Genomic DNA, 21,754 nt, shown 5'->3' on the forward strand with positions numbered 1-21,754 from the left:
TTTATTTTAATAAATGATGTACAGGAAATATCAGATATAGTCTTCCCACCATTTCTTCCAGTCTGTTGTGTCCAGCTTATCTAAGTTCACTTTTTCACCCATAACAGGCAATGTAATTGGCTGCTTATTTTCTTCGGCATATTTTGAAACCTGCTCAAGCGGTTCGTACCAGGCGTGCTGAGCTAATTTAAATTTTGAATTGTGTACAGGAATGAAATTTTTTGCTTTCAGCTCTTTCACTTCTGTAATGATCTGTTCGGGTAAGGAGTGAATATAGGGCCACTTTTCATTGTATTGTCCACATTCCATTACTGCTAAATCGAATGGTCCGTATTTTTCTCCAATTTCTGTAAAATGGCTGCCATAGCCACTGTCGCCACCTAGAAAAAGGTTCTTTGTAGGTGTTTTCAACACAAAGGAGGTCCAGAGTGAGATATTACGGTTCAGCAGCCTTCCTGAGAAATGCCTTGCCGGAGTGAGAGTAATTCTGAAACCTTCTGCAATATCCATACTTTCCCACCAGTTTTTTTCCACAATTTTCTCTGGTGACCAGCCCCAATATTCAAAGTGCTGGCCGGTTCCCAAGCCACAGATTACTTTTCCTGCTTTATTTTTTAAAGCCTGAACGGTTTTATAATCCAGGTGATCCCAATGATCGTGGGAAATAATAAGGAAGTCTATATCCGGCATATGTTCCGGTTTATAATAATCTGCTCCCGGAAATGCTTTTATAGACCCCGGCATGGGAGAGGCATTTCCACTGAAAACAGGATCTATCAAAAATTTTTTGCCATCAATCTGTATGAAATAAGAGCTGTGCCCAAACCAAACGAGAACATTTTCGTCAGGCTGCAGGTTTTTAAGATCTGTTACTACAAACGGAAGTGCAGTGCCGGGTGAGGTGTTTTCTATTTTACACAGACTTCCGAGAAGAGCTTTGGTCATACTTTCCCCTTCCAATAAAGCCGGTGTTATCAGTATATTTTGAAACTTTCCATTGTTATAATTGGAAAGTGTACTGAAATATTCTTTTCTTTTTTCATCGGGGAATTGCCCCAGTTGTTTTACTAAGTTCATTGTATTTTTTTTTACATCCTAAGTCTTTCTTCTTCCATATCCAATCTTGTCAGATAATGTCTTATATATTCTTCATCAATATTCGGGTTACGTCTGTTTTCTTCCCGAAGCCAGATTCTCTGTTGCTCCAAAGTTTCAAAATAGATTTCTTTAGCTTCATCAGACAGCTTATGAACAGAATCTTCCTTATCTTCCTGCTCCCAGCGATCCATCAGTTTATTGAAGTATTCATTTTCATTTCTCTTTTCTTTATAGTTTTCATCCAGATACCTGAAGGCAACTCCGCGCATTTCTTTTTTCAAAAAACGTTCTGATTCCTCTTCAGACATATATCCTCCATTGGAATCGGATAAATTCAGTTTCTTTATCAGTGCCGGTAAGGTCAGTCCCTGAAGGATTAAAGTAACCAAAATGACTACAAATGTAATGAACAGGATAAGGTCACGATGAAGAAAAGGCTGTCCATTTTCCATGACAACGGGAATAGATAATGCCGCGGCTAAAGAAACCACACCCCTCATACCGGTCCATCCCATTAGAACCGGGGCTTTCATTCCGGGATCTCTGTCTGCTACATTGATAAAATTCCGCATAATCAAAGTTATAAATACGGCACCAAAAGAAGCCAGGAAGCGGACAATAATCAGTACTGCTGTAACCAGCAATCCATAGCTTACTGCTTCGGACAGGCTTATTCCTTCTTTATTCAGGCCTACCATAATTTCGGGAAGATCCAGCCCTATCAGCAGAAAAACAATTCCGTTAATCAGGAATACAAAGCTTTCCCATACATTGGAGCCTCTCAGTCTGGATTCTGAAGTTCTGAAAACTTCATGTCTTCTTACAGAAAGAAACAGTCCGCCACTCACTACAGCCAGCACACCGGAGGAGTGCACTTCTTCAGCAGCAATATATATAACATAGGGTGCTACTAAACTGAGTATGGCATCCATATTGACATCGGTAGGGAATATTTTTTCAATTTTAAGAAAGATAAAAGCCAATACAACGCCTATTCCGAGGCCTCCAAATACCATCCATCCAAAACTGAGTACAGCATCCTGCCATATAAACTGCCCTGTAGCTACCGCTACCATGGCAAATCTAAAAATAATCAGTGAAGAGGCGTCATTGAACAGGCTTTCTCCTTCCAGCACAGTGGATACATTTTTAGGGACTTTTACAAATTTTAAAATAGCTCCTGCACTTACAGCGTCCGGTGGTGAAACAATTCCTCCCAAGACAAAACCCAAGGCTAATGAAAACCCCGGAATATATGAATTGGCCACAAAAGCCACAGATATTGCAGTAAGGAAAACGACAATAAAGGCAAAGCTGGTAATGATGCGCCTCAGTTTCCATATTTCTTTCCACGAAACCGCAAACGCTGCTTCATATAAAAGCGGAGGCAGAAAAATGATAAATATAAGCTCGGGATCAATCTTTATAGCGGGTAATCCGGGAATGAAACTGATCAGCAATCCTGCAATAACCAATATAATAGGATAGGCAACTTTTAAACGATTGGCCAGCATTATCGCACCGATAATCACCAGAACCAATCCTAAGTAATAAATAAAATCTTCCACCATTGTTTTTTAATTATTTGTAATCCAAATTATATCATTTTTGAGGAATATAATGTCTCTAATTTGATTTTAAAATAAATATAAGCATTCAATATGGAAATTTCATACTGCCATACCAAGAAATGTTCGAATATAAAATCTACAGGATTATACAGAATAAACCCGGGGGTCTATATGCAAGTTCGGTCTGAAGTTTAGAAATCAGGGGGTAAAAACTCTTCCATTATATCCTCTTGCATCTGTTCAGGATACAAAAAACATTAATATAAAAGAGCTACAGTAGCATGCTGCAGCTCTTAATACAAAATTGAAAATAAGATTTGTTCTACTAAAACTATGATTAAAATTATACGATTGTAAATGTTTTTTCGGTAACAGTATTGTAAGTATCGGAAATTATATTGTCTACAAATCTCCATTCTGCCAGAGAACTTCCGGAAGTAAATTTTACATGCAGATATCCTCTTTTATAAAGATTGGCATAATCCAGATCGTCTATCAACATTGAAAATGCCTGAGCCAATTCTACAGCTTTTGCAGGGTCAGATGAGATTCCCAGATATCCTTCAAGCCCCGGAGAAGAAACCGAACTGCAGGCCAGCTCTGTCCCAATGTGATTTCCCTGCACATCTTTCAGTGTTCCCAACCATGCATTATGAGTATCCCCTGCCAGTACCACTACTTTTTTCCCGGCAAGAAGAGAATATAATTGTTCTCTTTCCATAAAATATCCATCCCATGCATCTAAATTATAAGGTAGTGTAGTAGTAATTCTTGCAATTTCCTGCGGTGTAAGGGTTGGGTCCTGTTGTTTGTATCTTGTTTTCAAAACAATCAATTGGGTAATTGTAGTCTGAAGTGCCAGCATGGTTGCCGGCTGTGCACTTCCGTGCTGTTTTATTTCTGCAAGAATCTGGTTCAGTAACATCAGAAGTTCGGCAGGAACTATCATTTTTGTCATAAGGATCTGCTGCCCCAATACCTGCCATTTTGCAGTGTTACCATTGATCTGAGAACTCAGCCATGACATCTGTTCGCTTCCGATCAGTTTTCTGCCGGTGCTCAAAAAATCTGCTGTAAACTGGGCCTGATTAAAATTTCCGGCATTATCCAGATAATCCGAATATTCCATCTGTTTATCTCTTGCGATTACCCTTGTATCCATCATGTAAAGGGAAACAATATTTCCGAACTGGAAACTTCTGTAAATTTTCAGATCTTTTCCTGTTTTCAAAGGAATATACTCACTGTAAGCCTGGAAAGCTGCCATTTTTCTGGCCTGGAAATCCCCTTCATTAGGCTGATGATTTTCAGCTCCGGATTTGTAGGTGTCATTCGCAAATTCATGATCATCCCAGACGCAGATAAAGGGCTTTTTCTGATGAAGAAGCTGAAGATTTTTATCTCCCCTGTACTGTCTGTATCTTTCCCTGTAATCGTTAAGACTCAGGATTTCTCTGGCCGGTTTATGGGCTCTGTCAAGTTGGTTGGTATAAGGATTGGTACCATATTGTCCCGGAGCATATTCGTAAATATAGTCTCCAAGGTGTACCACTACATCGGCTTCTGATTGGGCAATAGCACCGTACACATTAAAAAGCCCTGCAGGAAAATTAGAACAGGATACCACCGCCATTTTCACTTCGTTTACAGTATCTGTTTTTGATGGTAACGTAAGGGTTTCTCCAACAGCAGAAGCTTCTTTGGTTGTAATATTATAAAATCTATAGTAAAACTTAGTATTTGACGGAATATTCTGTACGTCTACAGCTACAGTAAAATCATTAACAGATGTAGACATCGCCTTGCCTCTTCTCAATACTTCCGAGAAACTGCTGTTTTTACTTATTTCCCAGGTAATTTCAGCATCAATGCCTGTAGAGTATCTTGTCCAGATAATAATTCCTGCTGCAGTAGGATCGAAACTGGCTACTCCGGATTCAAAGCCTGCATTTTTAAGATCGGTGGGAGCATTTTCATTGGTATCGGTAAAATCATTATCTGTACAGCTTTCAATTAAAGGAGCGATAAAAATTCCTCCTGCTGCCAGTAATGAATTTTTAAGAAATCTCCTCCTGTTGATCAGGTTGTTGTTTTCCATCATTATTTTTTCTGCAAAACAACATTATCTGAGCAAGAAGGCTGTTAACTCAGTTTTAATTATTCTTTATGGTTTTTTAAACATACGTTTAATTCGAATTTTATCTGTTTCAAGGAATGATAACTCCATTAAAAAAATAACAAAGCACTCACATTTCTGTAAGTGCTTGTTTTTTTCGGGGTCATTTCTTCAAAAGTTGAATCTATGAATGCTGAATCGCATACATTCCAAAAGGTTTATTATACTACATCTGAATTATCCTTTGTTTCATTTACCGTCTTTTCAATTTCCTTTAAATAGATGGATAGCGGAGTTCCCGTTCTTTTTTTGAAAGCCAACGTGAAAGCCTGCTCATTGTTGTATCCTAATTCTTCGGCAATAAAAGGTATTTTATAAGACCGGAATCTTCTGTCCCTTGCCAATCTGCTGATCGCGTAATCAATACGGAGATCATTAAGATAAGCTGCGAAATTTTTCCCTTTATGGGTATTGATTACTTCTGACAAATATTTAGAATTTGTCTTTATTTTTTTTGCCAGCGTTCCCAACGTGATTCCCCTGTTTAAAAACTGTTCTTTCTTTTCAAAAATATCGAGCTCTTTCAGAATACTTTGTGTTATATCCTCGGAAATTGTTTTCGTTGTTCTATCTTCTGTATTTTCTACATTTTCTGTATTTTCTGTATTTTGTGGTAAGACAATATCCGGTACTACTTCTTCTTTTTGTATTTCTGCCTCTGGTTCTTTCTTATTTTCGTTAACGGACTGAATTAAATCCTGAGCAATCTTTCTGTATTTTTTTTCAGCATTTTTATATTTAAAATAAAAATTCACAAATAATAAAAGAACTATCACTAAGATTCCCAGCACTATATAAAGGAATATTTTTCTCTGTTTGAGTTCTTTGATAATACTCTCTTTTTCCTGTAACAGATTAGGGGTATCATACCGTCTTGGCAGCTCTCTTGAAATGTACCGGAAACGGGTATCCAACACCTTGTCGACATCTAAAAATCTTTCAACATAATAAAGCTGTTTCTCCTTATCTTTTTTCTCTTTATAATGATCAATAAGGTAGGTATACACTTCTCTGAGCTCAGGAAAAACATAGTTTGTTTTAAGCACCATAGAGTCTATTTTTGCAAAATTCTCTATTGCTTTATTGCTTTCCTGTAATCCCGCATAGGCCTTTCCTAAGTTTAAAAGTGTATAATTTTGATTTCTCTTGCTTGGATAGCTTGCAGTGAAAAAGAAGTTTTTACACTTCAATAAGTTTTCAATGGCTACGTTATATTTTTTTAATTTTAAATTATAATAGCCCAATAAACCCAAATTCTGATGATAAGCATATACGTTTTTGCTTTTCTTAGCGGCCAGTAATCCATCCTGTATCAACATATATGCAGAATCCATTTTATTGATTTCTATATAAGCATCTGCTAAATTTAGTCTGAGAATGGTATGCTCACTCTCATTCATATAATCAGCATTATACAGATAATATCTAAGGGTTTTAGCTGTTTCAGCATGCTTTCCAATATAATTTTTCAAATAGGCAATACTGATCTCAGCCATGGCAATCTGCCTTTTATATCCCTTTTCTTTCGCGTATTTCAGACCCAGGACGTAATTATTCAATGCAGCCTGCAGGTTATCAGATTTAAAATATAAATTCCCTCGTAATAAATACGTTCTGGCGGGATAATAAATTTCTTTGGATTTTTTGGTAACAGACTGCAGACTATCCAGATACTTTAATGCATTGGGTAAAGATTCATCAACATGTAACATGACATATGCCTCCGCAATCTGAACTTCATCTTTTTCTTCTTTGGCTTTTTGGAGATAGTATTTTGCTATATCTCTTTTACTTTTTACATCTTCAGGTTTAGTTTCATAGAATTTTTTTTCCAATTCCTGATAGGTATAATCTTTTAAAACACTCTTTTGAATATTCTCAGCATTACCCGTCTGTGCATACATTACATTACACACCACACTTAACAATAAAAGCAGCTTAATTTTCAACATCTGCATCCCATTTTTTACAAAAATATTATTTAAAAATGAGAGTCTTATAAAAATTTAAAAAAATCATCATAAAACACTATAAATCAAATAATTAAAATAAGTATAGAAATTATAAATTCATGAATTTATGCATACTTTTTCCCAACATAGAGAAAAAATAGCTTTATTTGTAAACAGCTACATAAACAATTTTAAAATGAAAAATAAGAAAGAAACAAAAAAGAAACTATCTTTAAAAAAATTACAGATGGCAAAAATTGACAATCTCAACAAAATACATGGCGGCTATGGTAACAACAGCCACCTGCAGCACATTGACGGTTGTGTGAATGGCGATGATGGAAGCATCATTGATGATAGCTTGGGGATACCACCACCTGTTCTTACAAAATAATTTCTTATGCAATATAAAATATTTCTCACTTCTATTCTTTTAACAACATCTTTCAAAGCACAATTAAGTAATCTGGCTCCGTCTGTTCCTGCTACAGACAATTATTTTGGCACAAAAATAATAGATGAATACAGGAATTTAGAAAATTTACAGGATCCTAAAGTAATTGGCTGGATGAAATCCCAGTCAGATTTTACAGCTTCAGTATTAAGCTCTATTCCTAATAGAAATTATTATCTAAATAAAAGGTTAGAGTTTGATAAGAGAGAAGGATATTCCTTATATGATTTAAAAGTAACGGAAAATGATAAATATTTTTATTTAAAAAGAAATGTTGGAGAAAAAACCGCTAAGGTTTATTACAGAAATGGATTTAACGGGCAAGAAAATTTACTTTATGACCCCGCCAATTTTGTTTCCTCCAGGAAAACGACAGACACCCCCAAGACGGGCAATTTTGTCATCAATCTTGCAAGTCCCAGTTGGGATGGAAGTAAAGTGGCCATTTCTTTAACCCAGGGAGGTAAAGAATTATCTGAAGTAATTGTGATGGATGTGGATAAAAAAACTATTTATCCACAAACCATCACTAATACAAATCCTGCCAGCATTGGAGGAATAAAATGGCTTGATGATAACAGTGGATTCTTCTATACCTATTATCCGGTGGTAGATCTGCAGTCTAAAGATTTCAGAAAAAACACCCAGGCTATACTTTATAGAATTGGCGAAGATCCTAAAAAGCTTAATGATGTATTTTCAAGTACCCATAATCCTGATCTGAAAATCAGCAGCACAGATTATCCTGCCATCCTTTCTTTCAACCGTGAAGATCAGCATTACATAGGAATATTGGTAGATGCAGAGAATTTCAGGAAAACATTTTTTATTGAAAAGAAAGAATTATTACAGGGAAAAAATAATTGGAAACCTTTGTATGATAAAGAAAGTAAAGCATTTTCAATAAGACTAGCAGGAAATGACATTTATTTTTTATCAGGATATAACTCATCCAATTATAAGTTGTGTAAAACCAATATGACCACCAGGGATTTTAAAAACCCTGAAATACTGGTTCCTGAAAAAAAAGATGAAGTCATAAAGCAGTACACTATTACAAAAGATGGTATTTATTATGTAACCACCAAAAATGGGGTGGAAGCTAAATTATATTTATATCAAAATGGAAAAGATATTGCCATCAAATTACCCTATGTTTCCGGCAGCATAGATCTACAATCCAAAGGAAAGAATTTTTCTGATATATGGATCAATTGTTCGGGATGGGCTAATGAAGAAGAGCGTTTTAAGTATACCTTATCTACCAACACTTTCACTCAGGAAAATCTTGTTCCTAACATAGATTTCCCGGAATTTAAAGATATTACTGTAGAGGAACTTTCTATAAAATCCTATGATGGAACGGAGGTTCCCTTATCCTTAATTTATAACAAAAACACTAGGAAGAACGGCAAAAATCCAGTGCTTATAGATTGCTATGGAGCTTTTGGAGAGTCTTCAAGACCCTTTTTTGCCAAGAGTTACTTATTGTGGGTTAATCAGGGAGGTATTGTTGCTATTCCCCATGTAAGAGGAGGTGGAGAAAAAGGAGCACAATGGCATACTGACGGACAGAAAGATAAAAAACCCAATACCTGGAAAGATCTGATTGCCAGTGCAGAATATCTTATTGACCAGAAATTCACGTCACCGGAAAAATTGGCAATCTGGGGAGCCAGTGCAGGAGGCATTGCAATAGGAAGAGCCATGACCGAAAGACCAGAGCTGTTTAAGGCTGCCATAATAGAATCCGGAGTATTAAATACGATCCGGTTCGAGAACAATGGAATTCAGGCAACCAGCATCAAAGAATATGGAAACCCAAGTGATCCGGCTGAGTTTAAAGGACTATTAGAAATGGACTCTTATGAACATATTAAAAAAGGTAAAAAATATCCTGCTGTTTTACTTTGTGCCGGAATTAATGATCCAAGAGTGTCACCGTGGCAATCTACAAAATTCGCATCTAAATTATTAGCAAGCAGTACTTCAAAAAGACCTGTGTTATTAAATATAGATTATGAAGGAGGCCATGGTGCAAATATTCCGGTAGCCCAGCGATATTCTAACCTGTCAGATATTTTTGCATTTGCATTCTGGCAACTGGGACATCCTGATTACCAGCCTCAAAAAGATAAAAAGAAGTAGATGTCTCGTTTTCCTTACCATTTTTTTGATGAGTATGTTTTTCGTACGCCCTTATTTTCACGGAAGCAATTCCTTGAAATGGCAGGTAATGATGAAATCCAAAAGAATGCATTGAAATCAATCTATGCGGATCCTGTTTTTCAGGAAGCCATTTATCTGGCATCTCCCTATCTTCATAAAAAACTGAATGACTGGCTCAGCTTCAATCAGCATAAATCACAGAAAGAAAATCAGAAACTGGAAAACAGTTTTCTAAAATATTACAGCCGGATGAGCACCCGTTCTATTCCTTTTGGTTTGTTTACAGAAGTGGGTGTAGGACAATTCGGTACAGGCCCCAACCCGTTTTATGGGAAAGATCAGTTCACAAGTGAGCATCTTGTGAGAGAAACTCAGCTGGACATGCACTTTCTGGTTGGCCTCGCCGGTCATTTGGTAAAAGCTCCGGAGATAAGAAATAAGTTATTATTTTATCCTAACAACAGCATTTATACAGTCAGGAATAGAATCCGCTATGTTGAATATGAATATACCCACGGAAAAAGAGAGTATATCATCTCATCAGCTCAGCTTTCTGATGAATTACAGGATGTATTAGATTGTGCAAAAAAAGGTAAAACAATACAGCAGCTTTCAGACATTCTGATCAATGAAGAAATCACATCGGAAGAAGCTACGGAATTCATCAATGAATTAATTGATAACCAGGTTCTGGTAAGTGAATTGGAACCTAATGTATCCGGAAAAGATTTCTTAGATATCATCATCGGAACTTTACAAAAAACAGGCATCAGTAATGAAGCTGAAATTCTGAGTTCTATACAAGCCAAACTGGATATCATAGATACCACTATCGGAAACCCTGTTTCTTTATATGCTGAAATTGAGGGTTTAATTACATTATTCAATACAGAATATGATCAGAAATACCTGTTTCAGACCGACCTTTATTTCAAAGAAAAATTCATTTTACCTCCATACTGGAAAAAGGAATTAAAAGAAGCAGTTAGTTTTTTAAATAAAATTAAGTTTCCCCAAAAGGACAGCCATCTGGAGAGGTTTAAAAAAGCATTTCATGAAAGGTTTGAAAAGCAGGAAATGCCATTGGCCTATGTATTAGATACAGAGATTGGAATCGGTTACAGGCAGGATATTGCTACAAAGGGATTACATCCTTATATTGAAAACCTGGATTATTCTTCGTCTCATCATCACTCAACCCTTAGAATTGAACTGGATCCTCTTCAGCAAATTCTCAATGAAAAAGTACAGGAAGCCCTGCTCAACAATCAATACAAAATTAATCTGTCTGATAAGGATTTCGAAGAATTTGAGGAAAACTGGAGTGATCTGCCGGATACAATTTCTTTTGTCACAGAAATTATCTCTGAAAACAATCAGGAAAAGCTCTCCCTAAGCAGCGGAGGCGGAGGCAGCGCAGCCAATCTTCTGGCAAGGTTTTGTTCTGAGAAATCTGAAGTTCAAAATTTAACAAAATGCATTGCACAAAAAGAACAGGAGCTTAATGCCGGTTATATCTCGGCAGAAATTATCCATCTTCCCGAAGCAAGAATAGGAAATGTAATCCGAAGGCCTACACTGCGCCCTTACGAAATCCCTTTTCTGGCACAATCCGTTTTGCCGGAAGAAAATCAGATAAGTGTTGATGATTTATACATTTCCCTGAAAAATAATAGAATTGTTTTGCGTTCCAAAAAACTGGATAAAGAAATTAAACCATACCTGACCAATTCACATAATTACTCCGCCAATCCATTGCCGGTTTATCATTTTTTATGTGATCTTAATCGTCAAAATATAAGATCTTCCATTAGTTTTAACTGGGGAGATTTAAAAAGTATCTATCAGTTTTTACCGAGAGTGGAATATAAAAATTCAATTCTCTCAAAAGCCTGGTGGAAAATTACCGAAAAAGAGCTTACTCAGTTTTCAATATTGAGCAGCTATGAAACAGGAAATAAAGAACAATTATTATCCGGCATAAAATCCTGGAGAAATAAAAGGCAAATACCCCAGTGGATTCAATGGGTACAGTCTGATAATAAGCTTACTATTAATCTTGATAATTATGATCTGGTGATCGTTTTTATTGATACCGTTAAAAAATTAAAATCAATCGTTATTGAGGAGTTCCTTTATAACGAGAATACTGACTTTGTGCACCAGTTTATTTTTTCAATGTATAGGGAGGGTGAGAGCCAAGAGTTGAGAGTTAAGAGTTAAGAGTTAAGAGTTAAGAGTTAAGAGCAAAGATAAAACATGTAAGATAAGGGATGATGGTAAAAAGAAAGTTTGTTCCCGGAAGTGAATGGCTGTATTTTAAAATATATACGGGAATAAAAACAGCAGACATTATTTTGGAGGAGTCTATTGAACCGCTAGTGGCCTGCTTCAAAGAAAATAATTTAATTTCACAATGGTTTTTTATCCGTTATAATGATCCACAGCCGCATCTGAGGCTCAGATTAAAGCTTACTCAAGCTGAAAATTATACTGAAGTTGTCCAAAAAATCAATAATGCTCTCACTGAATATATTAACAGCGGAGAAATTTCAAATATCCTTATCGATATTTATCACCGGGAAATGGAAAGGTATGGCAGCAATACGATAGAAGAAGCTGAAACCTTATTCTGGAAAAACAGTGAGTTTACGTTAGAATGCCTTCATTACAGCGATGAGGAAAAGCTTATGATCAGTCTCTTTTATATTGATGAACTCTTACATCAGCTCAACCTTCCGATCCAGGAAAAACTGAAATGGATAAAAGATTTCAATGAAGTATTTAAACAGGAATTTAAAGCCGATAAAAAACTTAACAGCCAGCTGGATAAGAAATACCGGGAATTTAATCCCCTATTCTTAGATTTTATCCAGTCTGAAGAATTTTCAGAGGAAAGAAGTACCATAATTTCCACCATCAGTGAAAGTACTTCCGCATTACAAACGATTCTCAACCATCATGAAAGTCAATCTCCAGAATCCTCATTGCAAACATTCTTTCAAAGTATTTTTCATATGAATGTCAACAGAATGTTTATTTCCAATCAACGCCTCTTTGAAATGATTGTTTATGATTATTTATTCAGGTATTACAAAACGGTTGCGTTCCGGGCTTTGTAGGAGAACTGATTTGTAGCTTGGCTCATACCATTTCAATACCTCTCTGAACTTCTAAAATATAGAATGCAGTACAATCTTTTTTTTCTCTTTTTTTAGTTGATAATTGTAACCATTGTTTCTTGATTTTTGAGTTAGATAAAGTACCAGGAACAAAAGAATTGTGAGCAATAGTACATTAGCTATCATCTTTTATATTACTGCCTGCGAAATTTTTGTTATCATATTGCTGGTGGGGGAATTTTTCTTTCCTAAGGATGGATGGGGGCTTTTACAAGGGGATTCGCTCTTGAATAATTTTTCTAAAATTTTTTTTTCAAAAAAAAATTATCAGTAAATTAGCAAAACACAAAGCCTTTATGAATAAAAAATTTTTAGCAGACGTACAAATAATTAAAAATGCAATCAATACAAATAAACTTGTAATTTTTGCCGGTGCTGGAATTTCAATTGATGCCAATGTTCCAAGTTGGAGTAGTTCAATTGATAAAATAAAAATGGATTAGATCTGCCAGAAAATGAAAAATATTTTCTAAAAATTGCCCAAATTTATTTCAATGATAGACGAGAAAAAGAATATATAGATAAAATAAGAAGTGCACTCGGTCATGAGAAATTAATATATAATGAAATACATGAAGAATTATTTGAACTAAATCCTGAACATATTTTAACTACAAATTTTGAAGATCTATTAGAACAAGTAATTACAAAAAATTCTTTACCGTATTCTATTATTAAGGAAGATAAAGACTTACCATATTCAAATAACACAAAGCTATTAGTAAAAATACATGGCGATTCAGAGACGGGTAATTTTGTTTTCAAAGAAGAAAAAACAGGGAAGTTTACCACAACAGCTAAACAATTTGTATGAATTTATGAAGTTTTGTATTTTTAGAGAAGAACATGATATTTCAAAATTTAAAGTAGAATGGCTTTATTTATTTGATCATGAAATATTTTATAATGAGTTCAAAAAAGATAAAAGCTCTTAAAAAATTATTGAAAATTCATTAAAAGAAAACTACGATGAAGAGCTTGGTAATTACACAAAATATTTCCTTTAGAACTGTATAAAATATTTTCATCAGTATAAAAGCACCATATGTACAAGATTTTGATCTATTTAAAACCGCTTTAAAAGATAAAGAGGCCGTCTCACAACTCGTGAAAACGGCCTTTTTTATGAAATTTTCCTGTACTCCTATATGAGAAGGGCTTTCGTTTAAACGATTCTCAACCCACATCGTTTAGTTGTGAGACGGCTTCTTTGTGATATTTTAGGTATTTACTTCAAAAAAAATGATTGTTATACTTTATTTATTTCATTTGGATCTAAAATGTTTTATAATCAAATAGCTCCCAGGGATACAAGCTATTAAAAAAAACAAATAGAAACCTATTCCAAGATCTAGAAAAATAGATACTATCAAGCTTAGAAAAGGAATAGTCAAAAATAAAATTCCAATTATTAAGCGATTAGGATTTTTAACAAAGAAAGGTGTTTTATTCCCGAATCTATAGTCATCACTATATTGGCGGGAATGCCAATCTTCAAATTCATCCATAAAATCATTTTCCTGATCTTCTTTACAATCTTTATTACCCATTTATAAGTGATTTTATTTTTTCTGCAATTATATCAGAAAATTGAAGTAACAAAAAAGAAATAATAATACTACTCAATTTTCCTATTATAATACTAAAGTCAATTCCATTAGTAAAAAAAATATTACTAACCAGAGAAAAACCTGTTGTAAAAATAATATAATATGCACAAATAATGATTGAAATTTTAATTATTGATAAATAATCTTTATTAATTAAATAGTTCTCTTTCTTCAGAAAAACTTTATCTACTACATAATTATTAAATCTAAGCAGTAGAAAAATAATTATAAAATTTAAAAGAAGGTAGAATATTACATTATTCATCCAGTTTCCTTTTAGAAAAGATTCATGAATCTTTTCAGGAACGATAGAAATGCAATCTACAAACAGTTTTATTGCAATAAAGTTTATGCTTATTTTAAATAAATTTTTATATATCATCATTGAAATATTGGATATTGATTAAGTCCCACTCCTTTGCCAAAATGATAGTTATAATCCGTTGTCTTTGGAAAAGGTGTTCCTACTCCATAACCAGGTAAATTAAAGATGTATCCAGCTTTAACTCTAACATCAACATTACTAGTTCCTTTCGGAAGGGTGTATTTTGCTGTTCCTACTTCTCTATAACCAGATTCTATAGCACTATAACCATAACTTCTGGATAAAGGTATTGTAACATTAAATGTAGATAACCCATATGGACTACTTCCGGTTATATTAATCTCTCCAAAAAAGTAAGGACTAATTTGTAAGTTTGTTGTAGCACCAATTGCTGTTACTGTTAATTCATTACCAAAAAGTGTCATAGTACCTTTAATAGTATACACATCCATGTCCAATACACTTCTACTATCTTTTTGAATAAATAGTGCCGCACCTTGTTCTACTTTAAAACTCACCGTTGTTCTAGGAATTTTATAGTTTGAACCTTTCTTTGGTTTATCATCTCCTGGACCGTCCATTTCATGCAAACCATGATTTAATCCCGCTACAATTCCTCCGATCACCGCACCTTGCCAGAAATTACCTCCGGCCAGTTCAGAACCGATACCTCCTGCTATTGCCCCAAAAGTAATTTTTCCTAATGCAGAGTTAGCCACATCTTTTGCAACTGCCCCAAATGCGCTAGCTCCTAAGCTTCCCAATGCTCCAGAAATAAGAGCTTGATGAAAAGATCCTCCTTGCATTAGAGATAATGTTCCTTGTGCAATACCATGGGCTGTAGCCTGTACGAAGATGGTACCTACTTTTCCTAAAGTATCTGCCAACGCAGTCGTCATCTGTACCCCTTCTTTGACGACAGAGAATATATTTCCTATCCCAAAGGTTACTGCTCCTGATATCGCTCCAAATATAGTGGATTTGAAAATCCCCAGCAAAGTAATACTTTGACCTGTAATTAAAGAACTTACAATATAAGCCACTGTTCCTATAAATGCCCCAATAATCACAGCTGACAATAATGGCACCAATCCGAAAATTTCTCCACTAGGATCATTGTATAGTAAGGGATTGTTCATTACATATCCATACTTATTATAATTTTGGGTATTATAAGGATCCTGAATATTCTCATCTGCATTTAAAAATCTTCTTAATAATGGATCATATAATCTTCCGTTCATGTGGATGATACCCACTTCCATAAAATGTTCATGAGAAGTATACCCTCTTTCCAATACTAATCCTCCGGCATTTACTATCTCTTTGATCCTGTTAACATCGGTTTCTATCGGTCCGTTTCCTAGCTTAAGATGGGTGAAGTTCCCCCATGCATCAAAATGCCTCTGTTCTAATTTATTTCCTGCTTCATCACTGATAGCTAAGATACTTCCTAAATAATCTTTATGTAAGAATTTATAAGAACCATTGCTTTCGGTATAGTTCTTAACAAAAATAATATTACTCTCATACGGAGTTCCACCAATATAAAGAACATGTTTCTCTTTACCTGTTGTATTATCTCTTACAACTTCAAAGCTTCCATCTTCATTATAGAATTTAGTGAATTTACCATCTGCATCAGTACTAAAATTACCTCCATAAGTAACCCTTTGTCTCATGGCTGTTAATCCGTACTGGAATGCTACATCTCCTTTTTCTCCATCAATAAATATAGGGTCATTATTTTCATTATAAACAATACTTTGAATTAGATCATTAGTATAATTCTGAGTTCCTGCTGCGTTAAGCGTCATTCCTGTCGGTTGATAAATCTTCGCAGAATTCCCGAATTTAATTTTTCCAACCTGATCATTTTCAAGAATTCTTCCTTTAGCATCATAAACGTTAAGCGTTGCGTTTTGTGTCTTAACTCCTGTCACAGGATTCGTCCAGTTGACCAATCTATTGTTGTCATCATAATCAAATGACTCAGTAATATTAAAGTCTCCTCCTGTAACTCTGCTTTTTAATTCATTTTTAATAGCATCAAATGAATAAGTTAATTGTAAAATGTTTTGTTTAACCTGTGAAGAATGATTAACGCTTGCTAAGAAATTATTATTATCATACATATTGGTAACATCTGCCGCTCCCAATTTAGATTGAAGAACTTGTCCTTTTGCATTAGTTCCCTTCAATTCCCATAATACCTTACCTGAGTTCTTATCTTTTACCTGATATAAATCTCCACTCCAAGCACTATAAGCATTTTCAAGATTTACTTTTGTAAGGACTCCTGAAGAATACAATTGCTTTTCATAAGACATCACTCTTCCTTTATCATCATATGTCATCCCTTTCTGAATGAAATATTTTTCATTATTGCTTTCTGATGATGACAGAACTCTTCCCTGAGGATCGTACGCTATATTCGAACTGTAAGCCTTTCCCTTGGAAGTTCCCGTTTTAGAAATTAACCTTCCTTTTTCATCATAAACAAAAGAAATTACTTTATTAGTAGCCTGCCCACCATCTATGGTAGAAATTTCCTTCTGAGAAATAAGTTGCCCTAAATTGTTATAAGTATACTCCTTGGTTCCTTTAGGACTGATAATCTTTTTTGTTTGACCAAAACCATTATACTCATATTTATATACACCATTAGATGGATCATTGAATTCTATTTTCCTGCCCCAATCGTCATACTTTGTTGTTACAAGGTTTTCCGCATACTGGGCTTTGATCTGCTTCCCGGACGCATTATAAGAGAATTTAATAACTCCACCTTTATCAGAAGTAGAAGCTACATTTCCAAGAGCATCCAGTGTTTTGGTTGCTGTTCTAGAATACCCATTATCCTCTTTAACGGTAGTTATTAATCCTGCAACAGTACTGATTACTTTTTTACCATTGAATGAAGTAACAGTAGTCTTAGCAGGAAATACAGAGTCATCGTATTCTATGGTATTCCATTGAGTAGGAGATTGTGCTTCAAAATACGGTTCTGTTTCTCCTACTTTTCTTCCCAGGATATCATATTGAATATCTTTAGCAACGTATTGTCCTTGCCCAAAAGCCTTTGTTACAATCTTAAAATCCTGTCCTAGTTTATTGGTTGTTTTCTTTGAAACATTTCCATTAGGATCATATTGGATAATCGTTGTATTTTCATACTCATCTTTAGTATACTGATAATTGGTTATACCATTCAAACTTGTTTTTGCAGTCAGTATTTTACCCCATTTGTCATAAGTGTTTACTGATGTATTTCCAAGTGGATCTGTTTGAGTAAGAATTTGCCCCCAATCGTTATAAGTTATATTGATTTCTAAGCCTAAGTTGTCTGTTTTCTTTATAACAAATCTTCCTAAAGCATCATATTGGGTTTTATTGGTTTGAACCAGGGCGTCATTCGATGTAGTCTTTTTCTCAACCACATTTCCAAAGGCATCATAAACATAATCCTCCAACATATAGTTATTGGAATCATTTCCAACACTCGTCTTTATAGTCCTAAGCTTATTATCTTCATATGCATATTGTTCAATATTCTTAGCTATACCGGAATAAGCTGCATTCTCCTCCGTTTTTTTAGATAAACGGCCAATGTAGTAATCTTTTCCTATTCCACTTGGATTGTGAGAATATTCAAGTTCTGCTGTTTTTGTTGCAAAACCGTTATTGATATTTGATACCGTTTGTGAAGCAAGATAATAATCTCCATAAGAAATAGCATTAGTTGTCAGCACATTGGTTAAAAAATCTTTAATTTTTGTAGCAATAGGGATAGTAGCCGTTACCACTTTAGATTTATCTGCTGAAGTCACAGCAGCTACCACCTGATTATTGATCAGCTGATCTGTTTTATACGTAGTAGATTTAAAACTTAGCAATTGTCCATTATTCTCCGAAAGATCATCCGGGAACACTTTTGAGTCTTCATTAGTTTGTATCGACCATTCTTTAACAGGTATTCCATCATTCAGTGGATCTATTTCTTCACCGGTCCATATTTTTGTATTTTCTTTACCAATCGCATACAAAGAAGAGCGAGCCGACTGGCGGAATCCAATAATTCCTTTTCCTGTAAAATGAGTTAGAAATCCTCTGTATCTGAAATCCTGAATCAATACTCCTGCAGTCGTGTATTGCTTCAGCTGTGATATCGCCAAGGACAACGGCATTTGTTCCAATTCATAATAAGGATACAACTCTTTTTTGATAGGTTTATAGAAATTAGCATCAGTTTTTGAATTCAATTCCTGATAAACCAGCTCTGTAGTGATTCCTCCTTGCTTGATATTTTTAACTCTGGCAAGAGCCGGAACATACGGATAATTGTATTGGATAACATGATTATAAGGACATCCTACCACACCGGCACAGTCATCCGGTCTTCCCATTAAGATAATCTGTTGATTATCCCTGTTTAATGAGAGATTACTAAATGGAATTACTTTTTCATTGAAGTTTTTCTTCCAGTCTCTGGTTCTGTAAAAATTAATATTACTATTCGTTTCAATTATAGCAGTATTCTCTACATTATCATTAGAAGGAAGTAAATTCCAAGGCCAGCTTGTTCCCACAGGTGGATTATAAACAATGCCCTTATTGGATGCTCCCGGCAGTTTATTTACTGAATAGACTGTAACATGAGTTTTAGTCCATTCCTGATCATGGTGTGCATTCCATTGATGATCGTTGATAAGAACATTAGAGACCAATACTTCAGATTTACCATCTCCATCTAAGTCAGCCGTATTGTATTGGAAATATCTGTTGACTCCGCTGGTACAACTTTTTTCAAACCACGTATTATGAGTATCCTTACTGATGGTTTCTGTGCCTGAATAATAAAAAATAAAATTATTAATATAGGACTGTTTCAACTGATTTCCATCAGAAACAAATAAATTCCAATTGTAGGATTTATTAGCCTGCGGAACCAATATGTCTACTTTACTATCCCCATTAAAGTCTCCATATAAAGCTCCATGGAAAAACCCTGCTAATGTCTGACCAGTAAAATTCCCAACATTAACGGTTGTATAAGCTCCTGTTTCCGTTTTCTGAACATTAAATACCCTGGTCATCTCTCCATTTGATAAATTAAGCCAGATGATATCCTGTATTCCATCTCCATTAAGATCAGCAAATTGTACTTTTCTGTTCACTGTACCGTACCTTTCTTCATATTTATAGATACTTTGATCTGAACTTAAATTCTCATCAAGATCAAATAAAATAGAAGAACCATATTGCGTCGTGGTAATTCCTCCTCCCGGATTTATGATCTTCACGTTGTCAGCATTCTCCGGTTGAACACTACTTGCAAACTCTGTATTCGTAGAGTCGATAGACGGTTCTAAAATATGAGCACCTACGTCCTCTGTTGAGATATTTCCTGCTTTTAGAGGATTAACAGGATTTAGTATATCTGGATCCGTACATGTCTTTGATCTTGAAAAACTAATCAGCAATTCTGATATTCCGTCTCCATTATAATCATAACTTGTAAATTCAGGCATCATGATTCCTGAATATTTGCACCAATATCCCGGATCATCTTCATCACCATCATTCATTGTATACTGGTCATAAGAAAGTACCTTTTTATACTCAAGGTTAAATTTAAAATTTTGCAAATCCACAGAATATACCTGTAGCTCATAATCAGGTTTGGTTGCACTTGGTGTATTTAGTTTATGCGGAATTACAATTCCCACACTATTTTTCACCATATTACTTTTCTTAAAAACAATAGGTGCACCTTTAGCAAATTCTGCTTCGGTAAAGCTTCCCAATGGATATTGTAAAGGAACCGGAGGTACAGATTTATATACGGAACTTCTAAAAATAAGCGATCCTACCGGTCCTGATGGTGTTGATCCTGGATTGGGTAGAAACTCTAAATAATCAGTAATCCCATCCATATTAAAATCCCCATATTTTTTTGTATTTGTGGTAGCTACATCACTTTCTTTACTATTCTCTTCATTTCCAGCAGCCGCCGGCTCGTACACAATTTCTACGGGATTAGCGGCTTCATCAGCTGCATTAAATTCAGTAATTTTACTAACAAACTGATAGATTGTACCATTATCAGTATACTCTACTCCATATTTCTTAAATGGATTTCCATTAGAAGTGACAATAATCTCTTTTAATATCTTATTCTGGGTATATTTATACCCTTGAAGATAATTCACTTCATTGAATCCTCTGTCACTATAGTTGAACTGAATTCCATTATAATGAGGTTTATTTAATGTTTCATTTCCTCCCCAAGCAATATAAGATATTCTTGATACGCCGCCTGTTAATTCTCTGAAGCCTCCATTACTAGTATGATATTCATAATTGTAGGTAATATAATTTCCCTGTGCATCTTTCCATTTGGTTATATTGTAGTCTAAAGTTGGAGTAGATCCTCCTCCTCTAAATCCATCTGAGAATGTTCTTTCATATTTGGCCTGCGAACCATCTTCAAAAGTTACCTCCCAGTAGTCCGGGCCGGATATTCCTAACGTATTTCCTACAGATCTGATTTTAGCATTAGAATATTTTTCTGTATAATATTCTGCTCCATCTTTTCCATATTCTCCAGACTTTAAAATTAATCTTTGCCCATTAAAACTATAGACATCCGAGTAATTCAGTTGGATTCCTTTACTAGCTCCATCTCTTTCAATATTCTTTGAAATTCTTGAAATTGCCGTAATTCCAGAAATATTCCAGCCATACCCCGCAATTCCATTTCCTGAACCACTGGTATACACCAAATTTACTTGTGGAGCTACACTTTTCACTCCCGGAGGCAAAGCAATAGGCAAAGTAAATTGTAGCTGCCCTGCTCCGGTAACCTCAATATTTCCTTTGGTATCATGGAAACTTTGTCCTGATGGTACTGTAGTACCAGAAGGATTACCTGCACCAGCTTCGGAATCTACTGGTCCTCCTCCCGGATTTTCTGTTGCAGGTCCAATCTTAGCTATAAAAGGATTAGAAACATCCGATTTAGCATAAAATCCCTGTGCAAGAACCACTGTCTGTGGGTCCTCAACTGTACGGGATGTACTTTCTGCTTGGTACAATATGGTCTGTGAAAAGCCCAATACTGAGCCTAACGACAATATAATTGATGAAATAAATTTCATATTTGTATTTTTTAATAAAGATTGATAAATAATATTCAAAATGACCTCAGCTATAAG

General features: G+C 35.0%; 12 protein-coding genes. 6 read left to right on the plus strand and 6 right to left on the minus strand.

What is annotated here, in order from left to right; genetic code table 11:
- Positions 1-30: 30 nt before the first annotated feature.
- The 4 genes from LQV47_RS17725 to LQV47_RS17740 form a co-directional block, all read right to left on the minus strand.
- On the minus strand, positions 31-1,077 hold the full coding sequence (locus tag LQV47_RS17725; protein WP_230039797.1) for an MBL fold metallo-hydrolase: 1,047 nt from the start codon (positions 1,075-1,077) through the stop codon (positions 31-33).
- An 11-nt stretch (positions 1,078-1,088) separates the two neighbouring features.
- Positions 1,089-2,669, minus strand: a complete 1,581-nt coding sequence (locus LQV47_RS17730; RefSeq protein WP_230039799.1) for a Na+/H+ antiporter — start codon at positions 2,667-2,669, stop codon at positions 1,089-1,091.
- A 343-nt stretch (positions 2,670-3,012) separates the two neighbouring features.
- Positions 3,013-4,770 carry an alkaline phosphatase D family protein gene (locus LQV47_RS17735; protein ID WP_230039801.1) on the minus strand — a complete coding sequence of 586 codons (1,758 nt, stop codon included), beginning with the start codon at positions 4,768-4,770 and terminating at the stop codon, positions 3,013-3,015.
- Positions 4,771-5,006: 236 nt separating this feature from the next.
- The gene (locus LQV47_RS17740; protein ID WP_230039803.1) at positions 5,007-6,797 is read right to left on the minus strand and encodes a helix-turn-helix domain-containing protein; all 1,791 of its coding nucleotides are present in this window, start codon (positions 6,795-6,797) and stop codon (positions 5,007-5,009) included.
- A gap of 196 nt (positions 6,798-6,993) precedes the next feature.
- Here LQV47_RS17740 and LQV47_RS17745 point away from each other — a divergent pair, with 196 nt between their 5' ends.
- The 6 genes from LQV47_RS17745 to LQV47_RS22605 all read left to right on the plus strand — a co-directional run bounded on the left by LQV47_RS17745 (position 6,994) and on the right by LQV47_RS22605 (position 13,416).
- Positions 6,994-7,191, plus strand: coding sequence for a hypothetical protein (locus LQV47_RS17745; RefSeq protein WP_230039805.1), 198 nt, complete (start codon positions 6,994-6,996; stop codon positions 7,189-7,191).
- 6 nt (positions 7,192-7,197) lie between these two features.
- Positions 7,198-9,399 carry a prolyl oligopeptidase family serine peptidase gene (locus LQV47_RS17750; RefSeq protein WP_230039807.1) on the plus strand — a complete coding sequence of 734 codons (2,202 nt, stop codon included), beginning with the start codon at positions 7,198-7,200 and terminating at the stop codon, positions 9,397-9,399.
- Positions 9,400-11,643, plus strand: coding sequence for a lantibiotic dehydratase family protein (locus LQV47_RS17755; protein WP_230039809.1), 2,244 nt, complete (start codon positions 9,400-9,402; stop codon positions 11,641-11,643). It abuts the gene before it with no gap.
- Between the two features lie 50 nt (positions 11,644-11,693).
- Positions 11,694-12,542: a thiopeptide-type bacteriocin biosynthesis protein gene (locus tag LQV47_RS17760; RefSeq protein WP_230039811.1), complete on the plus strand. Its 849-nt coding sequence runs from the start codon at positions 11,694-11,696 to the stop codon at positions 12,540-12,542.
- A 356-nt stretch (positions 12,543-12,898) separates the two neighbouring features.
- The gene (locus LQV47_RS17765; protein ID WP_230039813.1) at positions 12,899-13,045 is read left to right on the plus strand and encodes a hypothetical protein; all 147 of its coding nucleotides are present in this window, start codon (positions 12,899-12,901) and stop codon (positions 13,043-13,045) included.
- A 161-nt stretch (positions 13,046-13,206) separates the two neighbouring features.
- Positions 13,207-13,416 (plus strand): SIR2 family protein, encoded by a 210-nt coding sequence (locus LQV47_RS22605; protein WP_354961208.1) that lies wholly within the window; start codon positions 13,207-13,209, stop codon positions 13,414-13,416.
- A 451-nt stretch (positions 13,417-13,867) separates the two neighbouring features.
- Here the strand turns inward: LQV47_RS22605 and LQV47_RS17770 are convergent, their stop codons facing one another.
- Both LQV47_RS17770 and LQV47_RS17775 read right to left on the minus strand, forming a co-directional pair.
- Entirely contained in the window at positions 13,868-14,152 is a 285-nt protein-coding gene (locus LQV47_RS17770; RefSeq protein WP_230039815.1) for a hypothetical protein, read from the minus strand.
- Positions 14,153-14,593: 441 nt separating this feature from the next.
- Positions 14,594-21,697 (minus strand): RHS repeat-associated core domain-containing protein, encoded by a 7,104-nt coding sequence (locus tag LQV47_RS17775; RefSeq protein WP_230039816.1) that lies wholly within the window; start codon positions 21,695-21,697, stop codon positions 14,594-14,596.
- Between the last annotated feature and the right edge of the window lie 57 nt (positions 21,698-21,754).

The organism is Chryseobacterium sp. Bi04, from assembly GCF_918698085.1.
Lineage (GTDB): Bacteria > Bacteroidota > Bacteroidia > Flavobacteriales > Weeksellaceae > Chryseobacterium.